The following is a 15,785-nucleotide window of genomic DNA, read 5'->3' as shown; positions in this document are numbered from 1 at the left end:
CAAGGAGCACCCGCCATGATTCTCACGGCCTTGCGGGAAGGTGAGCGGTTTGGTTCGGTCAACAATGCCCGCGCCTGGCTATTCGAAGCGGCGCGCAACACTCTCGGCGACCGGTTGCGCGTCAAGCAGCAGATGACGGTGGCCTGCCAGGTGCAACTGGATGCCTCGGACCATGTGCAAGACTTGGTGTCACGTCCTGCGTTGCAGTAGCTATCAATTCAGGAGCATATAACGCTGTGTGCATAGGGGCTAGGGACACGTTTTGCGTAAATAGTTTCTGGAGGGTGCATCTTTTTGAGTAGCCCAGCGTCTTCATCGGTATGCGCACACTTAGCCTTCCTAAAAAGTCTTGGCCCTTGTGCGAAATAGAGGCGTAGAACCTGACTGTCGGCGCCTTAGCGCACAGAGGCGCTGCGACACATGGCCCAAAGTAGACGATCGGAATACAGTGCGGCCTCTTTGGCGCGCGAGTTTTAGCGACTAATGTCGTAAGAAAGATTTGATCCACTATGCATTCAGAAGCTCATCGAACCCAACACGTAGGCTGGCTGCGTGCAGCAGTATTGGGTGCTAACGACGGCATTGTCTCCACCGCCAGCCTGATATTGGGTGTGGCGGCTGCCAGCACTACACAAGGTCCAGTGCTGGTCGCTGGCCTGGCAGGCCTGGTGGCAGGGGCCATGTCGATGGCTGCCGGTGAATATGTGTCGGTGAGTTCGCAGTCTGACACCGAGCGGGCTGACATTGCGCGCGAAAAAAATGAACTTGCCACCGACGGTGTTCGTGAACTAGCCGAGCTGAGCGCCATCTACGTGCAGCGCGGGCTGGACGTGAATCTGGCCCAACAGGTAGCCGCACAATTGACTGCACATGACGCGTTGGGCGCGCACTCCCGCGATGAGCTGGGTATCTCTGAGACAAGCAGCGCCAACCCGCTACAGGCTGCGTTGGTGTCGGCACTGTCGTTTGTGGTGGGGGCAGGCTTGCCCTTGCTTACCGCTTGGCTAACGCCCTTTGACCTGCTGTCACCGGTGGTGGCGATGACTTCGCTCCTGTTTCTGGTGGTTCTGGGCGCACTGGCCGCCTATACCGGTGGCGCGGGCATAGTGAAAGGCATTTTGCGTGTGGTCTTCTGGGGTAGCCTGGCGATGGCGATTACGGCGGGAGTGGGCATGCTGTTTGGGGTTTCAGTATGAGCGACACGCACGACCATGGCCACAGCCACGCCCCCGCCAGCTACAACCGTGCGTTTGCCATTGGCATTGCGCTCAACATTGCTTTTGTGGTCATCGAAGCCTTTTACGGCTGGCGCATCAACTCATTGGCGCTCTTGGCCGATGCGGGCCACAACCTGAGTGATGTGGCCGGTCTGGTGCTGGCTTGGGGCGGTGCTCTGGCCGTCAAAGTGCGACCCAATGCACGCCATACCTATGGCTGGAAGCGCGCCACTATTTTGGCTGCGTTTGCCAACGCTCTGATGTTGCTGGTTGCCATGGGTGGTCTGGCATGGGAAGCCATTGGCCGCGTTGTGTCGGGCGACGTGTCGCTGCAGGAGCAGGGCGTCACCATCATGGCGGTGGCCAGCGTAGGAATTGTGATCAACACCGCAACGGCCCTGCTATTCATGCGCGGGCGCGATAGCGACCTCAACATTCGCGGGGCCTTCATGCACATGGCAGCGGATGCACTGGTATCGGCGGGCGTGGTGGTCGCGGGCGCATTGACGCTCTGGATGGGTTGGACCTGGCTGGACCCGGTGGTCAGCCTGGCCATTGCGGGCGTCATATTGCTCGGGACTTGGGGACTATTCAAACAGTCGCTGCACCTGCTGTTTGATGGCGTACCGGACAGCGTGGACCCGCTAGCGGTGCGCAAGCTACTGGAAGGTTTGCCCGGCGTGGCAGGAGTCAGCGATTTGCACATATGGGCAATGGGCACATCACAGATTGCCTTGACTGCCCACCTGGTGATGCCGCAAGGTGGCGGGGACGATGACTTTCTGGAGGCGGCAACAGACCAACTGCACGATAGGTTTGAAATCACCCATGTCACCTTGCAAACGAACACAAGACCCCTAATTACACCTTGCGCCAGCTAAATCCATAGAAGTTATGCATCCCCCAAACCTTGCTCCCACCGCGCTGGCGGATGCTCTCAACCACGGCTGCCGCTGCCAGACACTTGACGCAGACCAGTTGCGCCAGGAGATTGGCCGCAATGCGGGCCTGCGCGATGTAGCCAGCACATTGGCGCAAACCCACCCGCACCTGTTTTCCAGCACGGCTGTGTTTGCCGCACAAGCCACCATAGAAGCGGTGCAGGCTGCGGTGGCGGCCATTGAATGCACACTATCGCTGCCCACCTGGGCAGATCAGGTGCTGCCCGGAGCAAGCGCCATTGCGCAAGTGGACCGCGGCCCACTGGGCGTGTTCATGGGTTACGACTTTCACATTACGCCCACAGGCCCGCAGCTCATTGAAATCAACACCAACGCCGGTGGCGCCATGCTCAACGCCGTGTTGCTGCGCGCGCAAGCCGTGTGCTGTGGGCTGATGAACCAGGCGCTCAACGGCTACCGCGACATGGCCACGCTGGAAGAAGAGTTTGTGGCCATGTTCCAGTCCGAGTGGGACCTGTTCAACCAGTCCCGCGGGCAAGCATCACGCCCCCTGCGCACCGTCGCCATCGTGGATGCGGCGCCACAAAGCCAGTACCTGGCGCCCGAGTTCGCGCTGTTTGCCGAGCTGTTCCAGCGCCACGGCATACAGGCCGTAGTGACCGACCCGGCCAGCCTGCAACTGCGTGACGGCGTGCTGTACAGCGGCGCGCTACCCACAGACACACCTCTGGATCTGGTCTACAACCGCCTGACCGACTTTGACCTCTCTGAACCTGACCATACGGCGCTGGCGCAAGCGTACATCGACGATGTGGTGGCGGTGACGCCGCATCCGCGTGCACACGCTTTGCGCGCCAACAAGCAACATCTGGTCACGCTCGGTCAGGCGGTGGCACTGCAGGCCTTGGGAGTTTCGGACGCTGACCAGAAAACCTTACTGTCCGCGGTGCCCGCCTGTGAGCGCGTGAATGCTGACAACGCCGCAGCGCTTTGGGAACAACGAAAGCACTTCTTCTTCAAACCGCTGGATGGCTTCGGTGCCCGCGCGGTTTACCGGGGCGACAAGCTCACCAAAAAAGTGTGGGAGCAGATCCTGCAAGGCGAGTACATCGCCCAGGCGCTGGTGCCGCCACCGCTGCGCGCCATACAGGTGGGTGACTCTGCCACCGAATTGAAGTTTGACCTGCGCGCCTATGCCTATGCTGGGCGTGTGCAACTGCTGGCCGCCCGCACCTACAGCGGCCAGACCACCAACTTCCGCACGGAGGGTGGTGGCTTCGCGCCGGTGCTGTGGGTGCCCGATGGGGCCGCGATAGGCGCGCAGCACCCGCGGACTTCCTGCGACGATGGTGCCTGTGCGCAAAAGAAGTAAAGCGTGAAAGCGTGGTGTATGAAATATGCTATGAAATAGATAGCTATAAGCTTATATTTCACGGGGGCTAGAGGCACATTTTGTTCATAATGATGCCGCCAATCCAGCGCAAAGACTGCGCGGCAGGCCGCCAAATGTTTGACCCAGGTCAACCTACTGCCTGATCGCACCCATGTACCGAGCCAAGGTTACTAAGCTGGCGCAAATGCTGAAACAGCTTTGAAAGCGCCCATGCCAGGCTTCGCATACCGTCGTGCAGCAAAGCCAGTTGGCGGCGCCTACCAAATAACGTGCGCTGGAGTACCGCCATACAAGGGTGTTTCTGCAACTATGGGGCCATATTGGCTGCTGTCATTCGACGTGAGGAGATGAATATGGAACTTGTTGTTTTAGGGTCAGGCTGCGCAAAGTGTCAAAGCACAGTTGCCATGATTGAACGGGTAGCTACTGATATGGGCGTGGCTGTCAGCATCACCAAAACCGAAGACCGAGACGAAATACACCGGCTCGGAATTACCGCGACACCCGCTGTGATGATGAGGGGCGTGGTGGTGCATAGCGGCGGCATCCCTACACACCAGAAAGTAGAGAGCTGGCTTAGAACCCAGCGCCTGGACCTGCTGAGCCACCCCACCCGACACCTGTTCTTCACCGGCAAGGGCGGCGTGGGCAAAACCTCGTTGTCCACCGCGGTGGCCATCCACTTGGCGGACGCGGGCAAAAAGGTCTTGCTGGTCAGCACCGATGCGGCGTCCAACCTGGATGAGATGCTGGGTGTGGAACTGAAGAACACGCCGACGCCCGTGCCCAACGTAGCCGGACTGTCGGTACTCAATATCGACCCCAACACCGCCGCAGAGTCTTACCGCCAGCGTGTGGTCGCGCAGATGGAGGAGGGGACAACCGACGCCGAACTCTCCACCGTGCGAGAGCAACTGTCGGGCGCCTGCACCACCGAGATTGCGTCGTTTGACGAGTTTGCCTCGCTGCTGTCCGATGCGGACCAGCGGTATGACCATATCGTGTTTGATACCGCGCCTACGGGCCATACGCTGCGCCTGTTAAGCCTGCCCAAGGCCTGGAGCGGTTTTCTGGCGGGTAATGACAGGGGCGCGTCTTGTTTGGGACCCCATTCGGGTTTGAAGATGCAGGAAGAGCGCTTCAAGGCTGCACTGGGTGCGCTGAGTGACCCCGCCCAAACAACCGTGGTCCTGGTCACCCGTGCAGAAGCCGGCGCCATCAACGAGGCGTCGCGCACATCGGACGAGTTGATTGCCTTGGGTCTGCACAACCAGCGCCTGGTGGTCAACGGTGTCTTCCACGCCAGCGACCCGGACGATGCCATCGCCGCGGCCATAGAAACGCTGGGCACCCAGGCCCTACAAGCCATGCCCCAAAACCTGCTGGCCTTGCCGCAAGACCGTGTGCCCCTGCGCGCCTTTGACACCGTGGGGCTGGCGGCGCTGCGGGCACTGCTTTCTAGTGACCCGGCACACGCGGTGGGCATGCAGACCACGGCGCTCCCCGCCATGCCCGCGGGTCAGGGCCTGGATGCCCTGGTGGACGCGCTGGCACAGGCCGAACATGGCCTCATCATGGTCATGGGCAAGGGCGGTGTGGGCAAGACCACCATCGCCGCTGCTGTGGCCATTGGCCTGGTGCAGCGTGGCAAAACAGTGCACCTGAGCACGACCGACCCCGCAGCCCATCTGGCTGCAACGCTGGACGGCGCGGTGCCAGGCTTGCGGGTAGACCGTATCGACCCTGTCGCCGAAACCCAGCGTTATGTGGACAAAATCATGGCGACCAAGGGTGCGGGCCTGAGTGAGCCCGAGCGCGCGCTGATGCTCGAAGACCTGCGCTCGCCCTGCACCGAAGAGGTGGCCGTGTTCCACGCTTTCTCCAAGGTGGTTAGCGAGGCGCGCAGTGCCTTTGTGGTGCTGGACACCGCGCCGACCGGCCACTCGTTGTTGCTGATGGATGCCACCGGCGCCTACCATCGCCAGATGGTGCGGGAGTTGGAAGGGCATACCGCCGGGCGCATGGTGACCCCGTTGATGCGCCTGCAGGACCCGGACTACACCCGCATCATTCTGGTCACATTGCCCGAGACCACTCCCGTGTCACAGGCCCAGGCGCTGCAAGAGGATTTGCGCCGCGCCCAGATTGAACCCTTTGCCTGGGTCATCAACAAAAGCATTGCCGCGGCGGGCACACAAGACCCCTTGCTGCGTGCCCGCCTGGAGGGTGAGCACAAACAGATGCAGCGCATTGCCCAAGGCCTGGCCCAACGTACCTATGTGCTGCCCTGGAAGGCCAAGGCGCCCATTGGTTTTGCTGCGCTGTCTGCACTGACGCGTTGAGCCACACCCGAGCGTGTGTTTGCGAACAGACGCCCCGTTCTGGCGGCGTTACTCTCGGCGTATTACCGCAGATAAGGCCAGCCCATGATCGCAGACTCCAACCCGCCGAATGGCGCAGAGCCCACCGAGTCTCTGACCGACGTGCTGGGGCAAACCCGGCATGTCAAAGTGCTGGTGGACGAAAGTGCGGCCGAGCTTTCCACCATCCACACCTCCCTGAAGCAGGAGAATCGGCCAGGAAGCCCCTCCGGCAGCCTGAAGTCGGCCTTGCGTAAAACCCAGGCGGTGGAGGAGAAGGTGCAGGAGGCATCGGGCAAGCTGGCCAAGGTGACAGCGGCGTTGGGTGCGGAGGTCAGTGAACGCCAGGACTTGCACCTGCAACTGGCCGAAATCACCGAGCAGGAGCTGACGGCCCGCCATGCGGCCATGCACGATGCGTTGACTGGCCTGGCCAATCGCTCCCTGTTCAACGACAGGCTGGAACACGGGCTGGCGCAGGCCAAGCGGCTCGGCCTCACACTGGCCGTGATGTTTATGGATCTGGATGGATTCAAGGCCGTCAACGACACCCACGGCCACGATGTGGGTGATGCGCTGCTGCAAACGGTGGCCGACCGGCTCAGGGAAAACACCCGGGAGGACGATACCGTTGCCCGCGTGGGGGGTGACGAGTTTTTGTACCTGGTCATGGGTGAAAACGACACACCCACACTCGCCAGTCTGGCCCAGAAGATCATTGACTGTGTGCAGGCCCCGTGCCACCTGAGCGTGGGGCGTATCAGCATCCGCATCAGCATGGGTATTGCCTGTTTCCCGCTGGATGGGGGTACAGTGGATGCGCTGGTCAAACAGGCCGATATGGCCATGTACCGGGCCAAGCGGGACCAGACGGAGTTTGCCTTTTCACGGTGAATACCCTGAATTGTTCAGCGCTGGACGGTTGGGTTTGCGGCCCACGGGGGAATTGTCTGTAATACATACACCTGTAGTAGCCCATTGCCCCGTTTGCCTTATGAAAACCTCCTCCGTGCGTTTCTGGACCCAAAACATTCAACACTGGTGGCGCGCCCGCCAGAACCCTGACGCCACTGGTGCGCCGCGGGTGAGCGAGTTGTTGGACAGCCGATCCCTGGCAACCGTGTTCCAGCCCATGGTTGACCTGCGCACCGGCTCGGTGATGGGCCACGAGGCCCTGATACGCACGCCCCGCAGCGTGGGGGACTGGTCGTACGAAGATCTGCTGGCGGCCGCCAAAGAGCAACACTTCCAGAAGCAGTTTGAGCTGGGTTGTCTGGAGCTTGCGATTGAGCATTTTCTGGCCGACCAGCCCAAGGGCCAGCTGTTTGTCAATATCAGCGCCTACACCCTGGTGCAGTTGCACGAGTCGGGTGGCACTGACACCCTCTTGCAAGTGCTGCGCAAACACAAGCTGCAGCCCAAACGTATGGGGCTGGACATCACGGGCTACACCCGCATCCCCAGCATCACCACGCTGGTGGAGGCCGTGCAACCGCTGCGCGCTGCGGGCATGGCCATTGCGCTGGATGACTTCAAGGTGTCGGACAACAGCATGCGGGTGTGGACCAAGCTGCTGCCCAGCATTGTCAAAGTAGCCGCACGCTGGACCCGCAATGTGGATACGGTGACCGAAAACAGCGCCATGTTCCACAGCCTGGTGCGCCTGACCCAGAACCACGATTGTGTGCTGCTGGCCAAATCGGTAGAGTCCGAGGCCGAGCTGCGTGCCTTGCGCAAGCTGGGTGTCGATCTGGCGCAGGGTTATTTTCTGGGCAGCCCGGCACAAGACCCTATCTCCAGCCTGAACCTGCGCGCCCGCGGTGTTTTGACCGAAGTCGCGTTTTAAGAAAAGCCCCTCACGCGTTCTCTACTGCGCAGGCTTCATCTCACCGAGGACGCGAAGAACTTCCAGTAGTTCTGAGATGGTGGGGTTGAGGGTGTTCACGTTGTCCTCACGCTGGCGCCGCGCAAAACGCAGCCAGGTGGCAATGTTCAAAATCTCCAGCTTGCCGTAGTGCAGCTTGAGCCATTCCTTCTGCGCCAGCTGCTGCACATACTCCGAAAACAGCGTGCGTGACACACCACACAGCGACGCCAGCGTGTTCTGCGCAATCGGAATCTCTACCCCTTCGCCCATGGCGACGGTGGGCGGTCGCTCCGAGCGGTAGGCCAGTGCCTCGGCAAACTGGGCCAGGCCCATCACCACGCGCAGGCAGGGGTTGCCCAGCTTCATCAGTGTCAATGTCTCGGATGTTTTTTGCACCCGCCAGGCCATAAGCTTGGCCACATAACGCGCGAACTCGGGCTCTTGCCCAAACAGTGCGTCAAAGGTAGCAGCCGGCATGCGCAGCACCTCGGTTGGCGTCAGGCACACATAGTCCGCAAAACTGGGCTTGCGGTTGATGATGGATTGCTCACCAAACCATGAGCCCTTGCCGTAGATTGATATGGGTGTGGATTCGGAATTGGTGGTGGGGATGGAGGCCGACACCAGACCATTCATGATGTACTGCCAGTGCTGCACCTCACTGCCCTTGGTCCAGATTTTTTTGCCCGCTTCAAATGCCTGCACCTTTACGCCGGGCGCCGTCTGCGCAGCCAGCGCGTCCGACAGGCCCAGACGGCGCAGGCGGGTGTAGACATAACCATTGGCAGTGGGAGCGACCGGGGGCAATTGAACTCCTGATGTGGGACAAACAGTGTAGCCTGCGTTGGGTCGCAGGACCAAGTGATTTGCAAAAAACTGGCCTGTAGCCCCCGTGGAATATACCTAATGCGCTATTGTTTTTATAGTAACCGTTTGTTAACCCAAATGTGTGTGGCGCCCCGGTTGCTGTTCGGTCTCCATGGCTGCCAGCCCCTGCAGAATGCCACAGGCGTCCACCGACGTGCCGCTGTTGCAGCGCTGGCGCAGGCTGCTGAGTTGTAGTTTGAGCTGGGTCAGTTCGCGGATGCGGGTGTCCACATGGGCCATGTGCTGGTCAAACACCGCATTGACTGCACCACAGTCCCCATCTGCCGTGTTGGCCAGCTTCAGCAGCGCGTGGATTTCTTCGTGGCTCATGTCCAGCGCGCGGCAGTTGCGGATCAGGCGCAAGCGCTCCAGGTGCTCCGGCCCGTAGACGCGGAAATTGCCCTCGGTGCGGGCGGGTTCGGCCAGCAGGCCAGCCTTCTCGTAATAACGAACCGTCTCGACCGTGCATTGGGCGTTGCGTGCCAGTTCACCGATTTTCATCACAAAACTCCAGAAACAGCTTGACTCTATAGTAACTACAGCTTGTGTAATAGGCTGAATCTGTTAACGGAAACCCTATGCCAGCCCAACATCCACTTCCGCCCCATGCCCCTTGTTGCGGCCATGACCACCCGCCTGTAGCCGCAAACCCGGTGCGGGTGCCGCCCGAAGCGCCACCGCCTGTGGCGCAGGACGGCAACGTACAAACCGCCATCCGCATCCTGCAAATGGATTGCCCCACAGAAGAAGGCCTGCTGCGCAAGAAACTGGGTGGCATGGCGGGTGTGGCGGGTCTGGAGTTCAACCTGATGCAGCGTGTGCTGACCGTGCGCCATGCGCCATTGGCCCTGGAGCCGATTCTGGCGGCCGTGCGGTCGTTGGGTTTTACGCCCGAAGTAACCAGTGCAGCATCGACGAAGGAGGCGCCCGCTGCCGAACACCACAAACCCTGGTGGCCGTTGGCACTGGCCGGTGTGGCAGCCGCAGGCTCTGAAGCCGCTCACTGGTTTGGCCTGCCCACATGGGTGGCTGCCGCACTGGCATTGGTTGCCGTGTTGGCGTGCGGCTTGACCACCTACAAGAAAGGCTGGATTGCCATCCGCAACGGCAATCTCAACATCAACGCGTTGATGAGTATTGCCGTGACCGGTGCGCTGTTTTTGGGCCAGTGGCCCGAGGCGGCGATGGTCATGGTGCTGTTCACCATTGCCGAGCTGATCGAAGCCCAGTCGCTGGACCGTGCCCGCAACGCCATCCAAGGGCTGATGCAGCTGACCCCCGAGCGCGCCACGGTGATGCAGGCCAACGGCACGTGGGCCGATGTGGATGCCAAACTGGTGGCAGTGGGAGCGCGGGTGCGCATCAAACCCGGTGAACGTATCGCGCTGGACGGCACCATCCTCAGCGGCCGCTCGGCCATCAACCAGGCACCCATCACGGGCGAAAGCCTGCCGGTGGAAAAGGCCGAGGGCGACCCGGTGTTCGCTGGCACGGTCAACACGTCTGGCTCGTTTGAATACACGGTAACCGCCGTGGCGAACAACAGCACGCTGGCCCGCATCATCCACGCGGTGGAAGAGGCCCAGGGTGCGCGCGCACCCACGCAGCGTTTTGTGGACCAGTTCGCCAAAATCTATACGCCGGTGGTGTTTGCGATTGCGCTGGTCGTCGCCATCTTGCCGCCTTTGCTGATGGGTGGTGCCTGGTTTGACTGGATCTACAAGGCGCTGGTGTTGTTGGTGATTGCCTGCCCGTGTGCGCTGGTGATCTCCACGCCGGTCACCATCGTCAGCGGTCTGGCCGCGGCGGCGCGACAGGGCATTTTGATCAAAGGCGGCGTCTACCTGGAAGAAGGGCGCAAGCTCACATGGCTGGCGTTGGACAAGACCGGCACCATCACCCACGGCAAGCCCGTACAAACCGACTTTGCGGTACTGAACGGTGGTGATGCGGTGCAGGCGCGTAGCCTGGCCGCCAGCCTGGCCAGCCGCTCCGACCATCCGGTGTCGCGTGCCGTGGCGCAGGCTGCGCAAGCGGATGCTGTTGCGCTTCGAGATGTGGACGGCTTTGAGGCCTTGCCAGGCCGTGGCACCCAAGGCCGCATCGACGACACCTTGTTCTACCTGGGCAACCACCGCCTGATCCATGAACAAGGCCGTTGCTCCGACGCGCTGGAGGCGCAGTTGTCGGCGCTGGAACAACAAGGAAAAACCGTCATCCTGTTGGCCGACGAACACAAGGTGCACGCCTTGTTTGCCGTGGCCGACACGGTCAAGGACAGCAGTCGCCAGGCCATTGCTGAATTACACGCACTGGGCATCCAGACCCTCATGCTGACCGGCGACAACGCCCACACCGCAGACGCCATTGCCGCGCAGGTGGGCATGGACGAAGCGCATGGTGACCTGTTGCCCGACGACAAACTCAAGGCCATCGAGGCCAAAATGGGTGTGGGCGGTGCAAAGAGAGTTGTAGGCATGGTGGGTGACGGCATCAACGACGCACCTGCGTTGGCGCGCTCCGACATCGGTTTTGCGATGGGGGCCGCTGGCACCGGCACTGCAATCGAAACGGCCGACGTGGCGCTGATGGACGACGACCTGCGCAAGCTGCCGCGTTTTGTGCGCCTGTCCCGCCACACCCATGCGGTGCTGGTGCAAAACATAGCTCTGGCGCTGGGCATCAAGGCCGTGTTTCTGGTGCTGACACTGCTTGGCACGGGCACCATGTGGATGGCGGTGTTTGCCGATGTGGGTGCCAGCCTGCTGGTGGTGGGAAATGGGCTGCGCCTGTTGCGTGTGCGCGCCGAGGCTTGAGACCATGGACATTCTTCAACCCTCTTCCGTGGCACCAATGGCTGCAGATCTGGCCCGCTGGCGGCAAACAAGTCCGGTGCTGGACTACCAACATGCGGCGATACAGCGCCTGATCGCGCAACGCGGATGGATGCAACTTGCCGAACACGAACGCATCGGCGCGGTCTACAACTTTGTACGTGACGACATCGCCTTTGGCTACAACGCATCCGATGACCTTCCGGCCTCCACGGTGCTGGCCGATGGCATTGGTCAATGCAACACCAAAGGCACCCTGTTGATGGCGCTATTGCGTGCGGTCGGCGTGGCCTGCCGCTTCCACGGGTTCACCATCGACAAGGCGCTGCAAAAGGGGGCCATCACCGGCCTGGCCTACCAGCTTGCACCGCGCAACATCATCCACAGCTGGGTGGAGATCTGGAGCGCAGGCCAGTGGGTTCGCCTGGAAGGTTTCATACTGGACCGGCCCTACCTGCAAGCGCTGCAACGTAAATTTGTGGACCACAAGGGACCGTTTTGTGGCTACGGTGCGGCAACGCCCAATCTGCAATGCGCGCCAGTGGACTGGGTTGGCAAGGACACCTTTATCCAGAAGGACGGGATCAACCATGACTTCGGGCTATACGACACACCAGACGACTTTTACATGCAGCATGGCGTCAACCTGAGCGGGTTCAAGCGTTGGCTCTATGTGAACGTTGTTCGCCACGGCATGAACCGCAATGTCGCGCGTATCCGAGCCACAGCATGAAACACACACGCGGGTCAAGGTCAATAAAAGTCGGCTGCTACACTTTGGCTGTTATGCGTCGCTGGCTCCTCATCTTTCTCGTGGTTCTCTTACCGATGCAGCTCAGTTGGGCTGCAGTGGCCAGTTATTGCCAGCATGAAAGTGACACAGCCGCCACGACCCAGCATCTGGGGCACCACGAACACCAGCACGAGGCGGATGACATAGCTTCCGCTGATGGCAACGATGCAAGCGCCAACCCCGCCACAACCGGTGCGGTTGATGTGGACTGTGGCACCTGCCACGCCGGCTGTTGCACCGCCATGTTGCAGTCGCTCTCCCTGGTTATGGCAACCTTGCCGTCCGAGACACACAGCCTGTCTGCACTGCGTTTGTCCTCCCAACCCGCTTCTCTGCCAGAACGCCCCAACTGGGCCCACCTCGCCTGATCGGCGAGGCTGGCTTCTTAATCCCGACCCCTCTCGCGTGTACGCAATGCCTTGTGCAGTGCGTGGCGGTGGTGCCGGGTCCTGTTGATCACCTCTCGCCGATTCCCCCAAATGTTTTTCATTTTTGGAGAATCGGATGTTCCGAAACAATCAAGTTATCTGGTGGCCCTGTGCCGTGCTGGCCCTGGCTGCCACGGTCAGCGCCGCCGCTGAACCGGTTGCTGGCCCCTCAACAGCCACCACCACAACGGCCACCACGCTGAATCAGGCGTTTGAAGCCGCGTGGCAGCGCCAGCCCGAAGCCCTGTCGCAGCAAGCCCGGCAAGACGCGGCCGTGGCCCAGCAACAGGCGGCTACCCGCTGGACAGTAGAGCCGGTGGCGCTGGAGTTGTCGACCAAGACCGACCGCATAAACCAAAACCTGGGGCGTGATGAAACCGTGGCTGGCATCAGCATTCCACTGTGGCTGCCGGGCGAACGCACACGCACGCTTGCAGTGGCCGATGCGCAGGCCCGCGCGGCGGGTAGCCGGGTGCGGGCGGCCCAGTTGCGCACCGCGGCGCAGGTGCGTGAGGCGTATTGGGCCTGGGCCCGTGCCCGCGCGGACCACGGTCTGGCCGGTGATCTGTTGGTGCACACCCAACAGTTGGCACAGGATGTGGCCAAGCGTGTGCGCGCCGGTGATATGGCGCGAGCCGATCAGCACCAAGCCGATGGCGCCGTGGCGGGTGCGCAGGTGGCGCTTGCCGAAGCCACGGCTGCAGTTGCGACCGCTGAACAGCGGCTGCGCGCATTGACCGGTCTGGTGTCACAGTCTCCCACGCCGACCGCGACGCTTGTTGCAACGCCATCTGCTGCCGTCGCCGGGGCCGAGCCTGAGCGCACTGGGCCAGAGGATGCTGTGCCCCTGGACGTTGACCACCCGGCCGTGGCCGAACTGCAGCTCAGTGTCGACGTGGCCCAGCGCACTGCCGAGCTGGCCCAGGTGCAAACCCGCGCCAACCCCGAGATAACACTGGCCACCAGCCGCGACCGCGGGCAACGCGATGAGGCTTACCAGCACAGCATCACGCTGGGCATTCGCATACCGCTGGGATCGGACAGCCGCAACATGGCCAAACGCGCCAGCGCCCAGGCCGATGCGATCGAAGCCGAAGCGGCCTTGCGCATGGAACGCGAACGTCTGCAGGGTGAGGTGCTGGCTGCCCGCGTGGGCCTGGCCTCCGCCCAGACCCAACTGGAAGCTGCGCAGCAGCGTGCGCACTTGGCGGGAGAGTCACGTGCGTTCTTTCAAAAGTCGTATCACATGGGCGAGACCGACCTGCCCACCCGTTTGCGCATCGAACGCGAGGCAGCGGATGCCGAACGCCAGGCCGCCCGCGCGCAGATAGACCGGGCCGCGGCCCAGTCCCACTTGCGCCAAACCCTGGGGCTGTTGCCGGAATAGGCCCGGCCATCCCTCGGCACTACCTATCCCTTTCTAAGAAACACAGACATGATGAATTTTTTGACACGACGCAAGCCTTTTGTACTGGCGGTACTGTTAGCTGCCGCATCCCTTAGCAGCTGGTCTGGCGAAGGCCACGACCATGGCGAGGCACCTGCCGCTGTGGGTGGCCCGGCCAAACCCCGCTTCACCGCCACCTCCGAAGCCTTTGAACTGGTGGGTGTGGTCGACGGCAAACACATCGTGCTGTACCTGGACCACGCGGCGGACAACAGCCCGGTCAAGGGCGCAACACTGGAGCTTGAACTGGGTGGTACCAAAGTCGCCGTTCAACCCCATGGCGAAGGTGAGTTTGAGGCCACCCTGGCCGCAGAACTGCAGCCCGGTGAGATCAGTGTGTCCGCAACGGTGGTCGCAGGTGCTGTGACCGACCTGCTGGCCGGTGATCTGGATATCCATGCCGACACCCATGCCGACGGCGCACACGGCACAACGTGGAAGACCTATAGCGCCTGGGCCATCGGCGGGCTGTTGGTCCTGGCTCTGCTGGCCTTTGCCGTGCGCCGTCTGGGCGCAGAGCGCAACAACCGTGTTGGAGGTGCCGCATGAACAAGCCCCGTTTTCTCACACTGGCCGCTTGCCAAGTCCTCAGTGCCGTGTTGCTGACCGTAGCCGCTCCTGTGTGGGCAGATGCGGGCCACGACCATGGCGATGCGGCCCCTGCCGCCGCCAGCGGCGACGGTCCCAAACGCCTGCCCGATGGCAGCGTGTTTTTGCCCAAACCCGCGCAACGCCAAATCGGCGTGCGCACGCTGCAGGTGACGGAAGCCGAACTGCCCCGCTCGCTGGAGTTGGCGGGCAAGGTGGTGATGGACCCCAATGCCGGTGGCAAGGTCCAGGCCCTGGTCGCTGGGCGGCTGGAAGCCGGTGCGCGGGGTCTGCCCAGCGTGGGCCAGGCGGTCAAGAAAGGCGATGTGCTGGCCTATGTGGTGCCGTCCAGCGGTGCCATCGAGCGGTCCAACCAGGCCAGTGTGTTGGCCGAGTTGCGGGCCTCCAAGGCGCTGGCCGAGAAACGTGTGGCACGCTTGCAAGCATTGGCTGACACCGTGCCGCGCAAGGACATAGAGGCTGCGCAGAGCGAACTCAGCAGCCTGACCGAACGCATGGCCGCAGTCAGTGGCGGGCTGAACAACCGCGACGTTTTGGTGGCCCCTGTCTCAGGCGTCATCGCGTCCAGCAACGCGGTGGCTGGCCAGGTGGTGGATGCACGCGAGCTGGTGTTTGAGGTGGTGGACCCGGCCCGCCTGCGCATCGAGGCCCTGGCCTATGACACAGCCGTGGCCAGCAATGTGGCGGGTGCCACTCTGGCTCTGGGTAGCGACACCGTGGCTTTGCGCTTTATCGGCGCGGCACGCAGTCTGCGCGAGCAGGCCTTGCCCATGCTGTTCAGCGCTGAGGGTTCGGCCTTGTCCAAACTCGCCGTGGGCCAGCCGGTTACGGTCTATGTGCAGACAGCCACCCGTGTCAAAGGCCTACGTGTGCCTGCCCAGGCACTGCTGAAGAACCCGGCCAACCAGGCCGTGGTGTGGGTCAAGACCGCGCCCGAGCGGTTTGAGCCGCGCACCGTCACGGTAGAGGTGCTGGATGGTGCATCGGTGGCGGTGACATCGGGCCTGAAGGCGGGTGACCGTTTCGCCACACAAGGGGCTACCTTGATCAACCAGATCCGCTAAGCAG

The 15,785-nt window shown here is 61.9% G+C and carries 15 protein-coding genes; 13 read left to right on the top strand and 2 right to left on the bottom strand.

Features of this window, described 5'->3' with window-relative positions; genetic code table 11:
* The first annotated feature begins 15 nt into the window (after window positions 1–15).
* The 7 genes from HZ993_RS06210 to HZ993_RS06180 all read left to right on the top strand — a co-directional run bounded on the left by HZ993_RS06210 (window position 16) and on the right by HZ993_RS06180 (window position 7,718).
* A complete protein-coding gene (locus HZ993_RS06210; protein ID WP_209396381.1) occupies window positions 16–210 on the top strand; it encodes a hypothetical protein in 195 nt (64 codons plus the stop codon).
* A 299-nt stretch (window positions 211–509) separates the two neighbouring features.
* Complete coding sequence (locus HZ993_RS06205) at window positions 510–1,196, top strand: VIT family protein (protein ID WP_209396380.1); 687 nt, start codon at window positions 510–512, stop codon at window positions 1,194–1,196.
* Entirely contained in the window at window positions 1,193–2,098 is a 906-nt protein-coding gene (locus HZ993_RS06200) for a cation diffusion facilitator family transporter (RefSeq protein ID WP_209396379.1), read from the top strand. Before HZ993_RS06205 ends, HZ993_RS06200 begins: the two co-directional genes overlap by 4 nt.
* A 13-nt stretch (window positions 2,099–2,111) precedes the next feature.
* Window positions 2,112–3,491, top strand: a complete 1,380-nt coding sequence (locus tag HZ993_RS06195) for a hypothetical protein (RefSeq protein WP_209396378.1) — start codon at window positions 2,112–2,114, stop codon at window positions 3,489–3,491.
* 368 nt (window positions 3,492–3,859) lie between these two features.
* Window positions 3,860–5,854, top strand: coding sequence for an arsenical pump-driving ATPase (arsA, locus tag HZ993_RS06190; protein WP_371816969.1), 1,995 nt, complete (start codon window positions 3,860–3,862; stop codon window positions 5,852–5,854).
* 84 nt (window positions 5,855–5,938) lie between these two features.
* The gene (locus HZ993_RS06185) at window positions 5,939–6,766 is read left to right on the top strand and encodes a GGDEF domain-containing protein (protein WP_209396376.1); all 828 of its coding nucleotides are present in this window, start codon (window positions 5,939–5,941) and stop codon (window positions 6,764–6,766) included.
* Between the two features lie 100 nt (window positions 6,767–6,866).
* Complete coding sequence (locus HZ993_RS06180; RefSeq protein WP_209396375.1) at window positions 6,867–7,718, top strand: EAL domain-containing protein; 852 nt, start codon at window positions 6,867–6,869, stop codon at window positions 7,716–7,718.
* 21 nt (window positions 7,719–7,739) lie between these two features.
* Here the strand turns inward: HZ993_RS06180 and HZ993_RS06175 are convergent, their stop codons facing one another.
* A complete protein-coding gene (locus HZ993_RS06175; RefSeq protein ID WP_245213839.1) occupies window positions 7,740–8,546 on the bottom strand; it encodes a Crp/Fnr family transcriptional regulator in 807 nt (268 codons plus the stop codon).
* A 129-nt stretch (window positions 8,547–8,675) separates the two neighbouring features.
* Window positions 8,676–9,107, bottom strand: coding sequence for a Cd(II)/Pb(II)-responsive transcriptional regulator (cadR, locus tag HZ993_RS06170; protein WP_209396374.1), 432 nt, complete (start codon window positions 9,105–9,107; stop codon window positions 8,676–8,678).
* Window positions 9,108–9,184: 77 nt separating this feature from the next.
* On the opposite strand from cadR, the gene HZ993_RS06165 reads away from it, so the two are divergent.
* From HZ993_RS06165 to HZ993_RS06140, 6 genes are all read left to right on the top strand, one after another.
* Window positions 9,185–11,422 carry a heavy metal translocating P-type ATPase gene (locus HZ993_RS06165; RefSeq protein WP_209396373.1) on the top strand — a complete coding sequence of 746 codons (2,238 nt, stop codon included), beginning with the start codon at window positions 9,185–9,187 and terminating at the stop codon, window positions 11,420–11,422.
* 4 nt (window positions 11,423–11,426) lie between these two features.
* Window positions 11,427–12,173 carry a transglutaminase family protein gene (locus tag HZ993_RS06160; protein ID WP_245213837.1) on the top strand — a complete coding sequence of 249 codons (747 nt, stop codon included), beginning with the start codon at window positions 11,427–11,429 and terminating at the stop codon, window positions 12,171–12,173.
* A 53-nt stretch (window positions 12,174–12,226) separates the two neighbouring features.
* Entirely contained in the window at window positions 12,227–12,601 is a 375-nt protein-coding gene (czcI, locus tag HZ993_RS06155) for a cation efflux protein, CzcI family (protein ID WP_209396372.1), read from the top strand.
* 136 nt (window positions 12,602–12,737) lie between these two features.
* Window positions 12,738–14,048, top strand: coding sequence for a TolC family protein (locus HZ993_RS06150; protein ID WP_209396371.1), 1,311 nt, complete (start codon window positions 12,738–12,740; stop codon window positions 14,046–14,048).
* A gap of 48 nt (window positions 14,049–14,096) precedes the next feature.
* Window positions 14,097–14,657, top strand: a complete 561-nt coding sequence (locus HZ993_RS06145; RefSeq protein WP_245213834.1) for a hypothetical protein — start codon at window positions 14,097–14,099, stop codon at window positions 14,655–14,657.
* Window positions 14,654–15,781 carry an efflux RND transporter periplasmic adaptor subunit gene (locus HZ993_RS06140; protein ID WP_209396370.1) on the top strand — a complete coding sequence of 376 codons (1,128 nt, stop codon included), beginning with the start codon at window positions 14,654–14,656 and terminating at the stop codon, window positions 15,779–15,781. Before HZ993_RS06145 ends, HZ993_RS06140 begins: the two co-directional genes overlap by 4 nt.
* The last annotated feature ends 4 nt before the right edge of the window (window positions 15,782–15,785 follow it).

Source organism: Rhodoferax sp. AJA081-3, assembly GCF_017798165.1.
Classification (GTDB): domain Bacteria; phylum Pseudomonadota; class Gammaproteobacteria; order Burkholderiales; family Burkholderiaceae_C; genus Allorhodoferax.
This window is presented reverse-complemented; position numbering and strand designations above follow the sequence as displayed.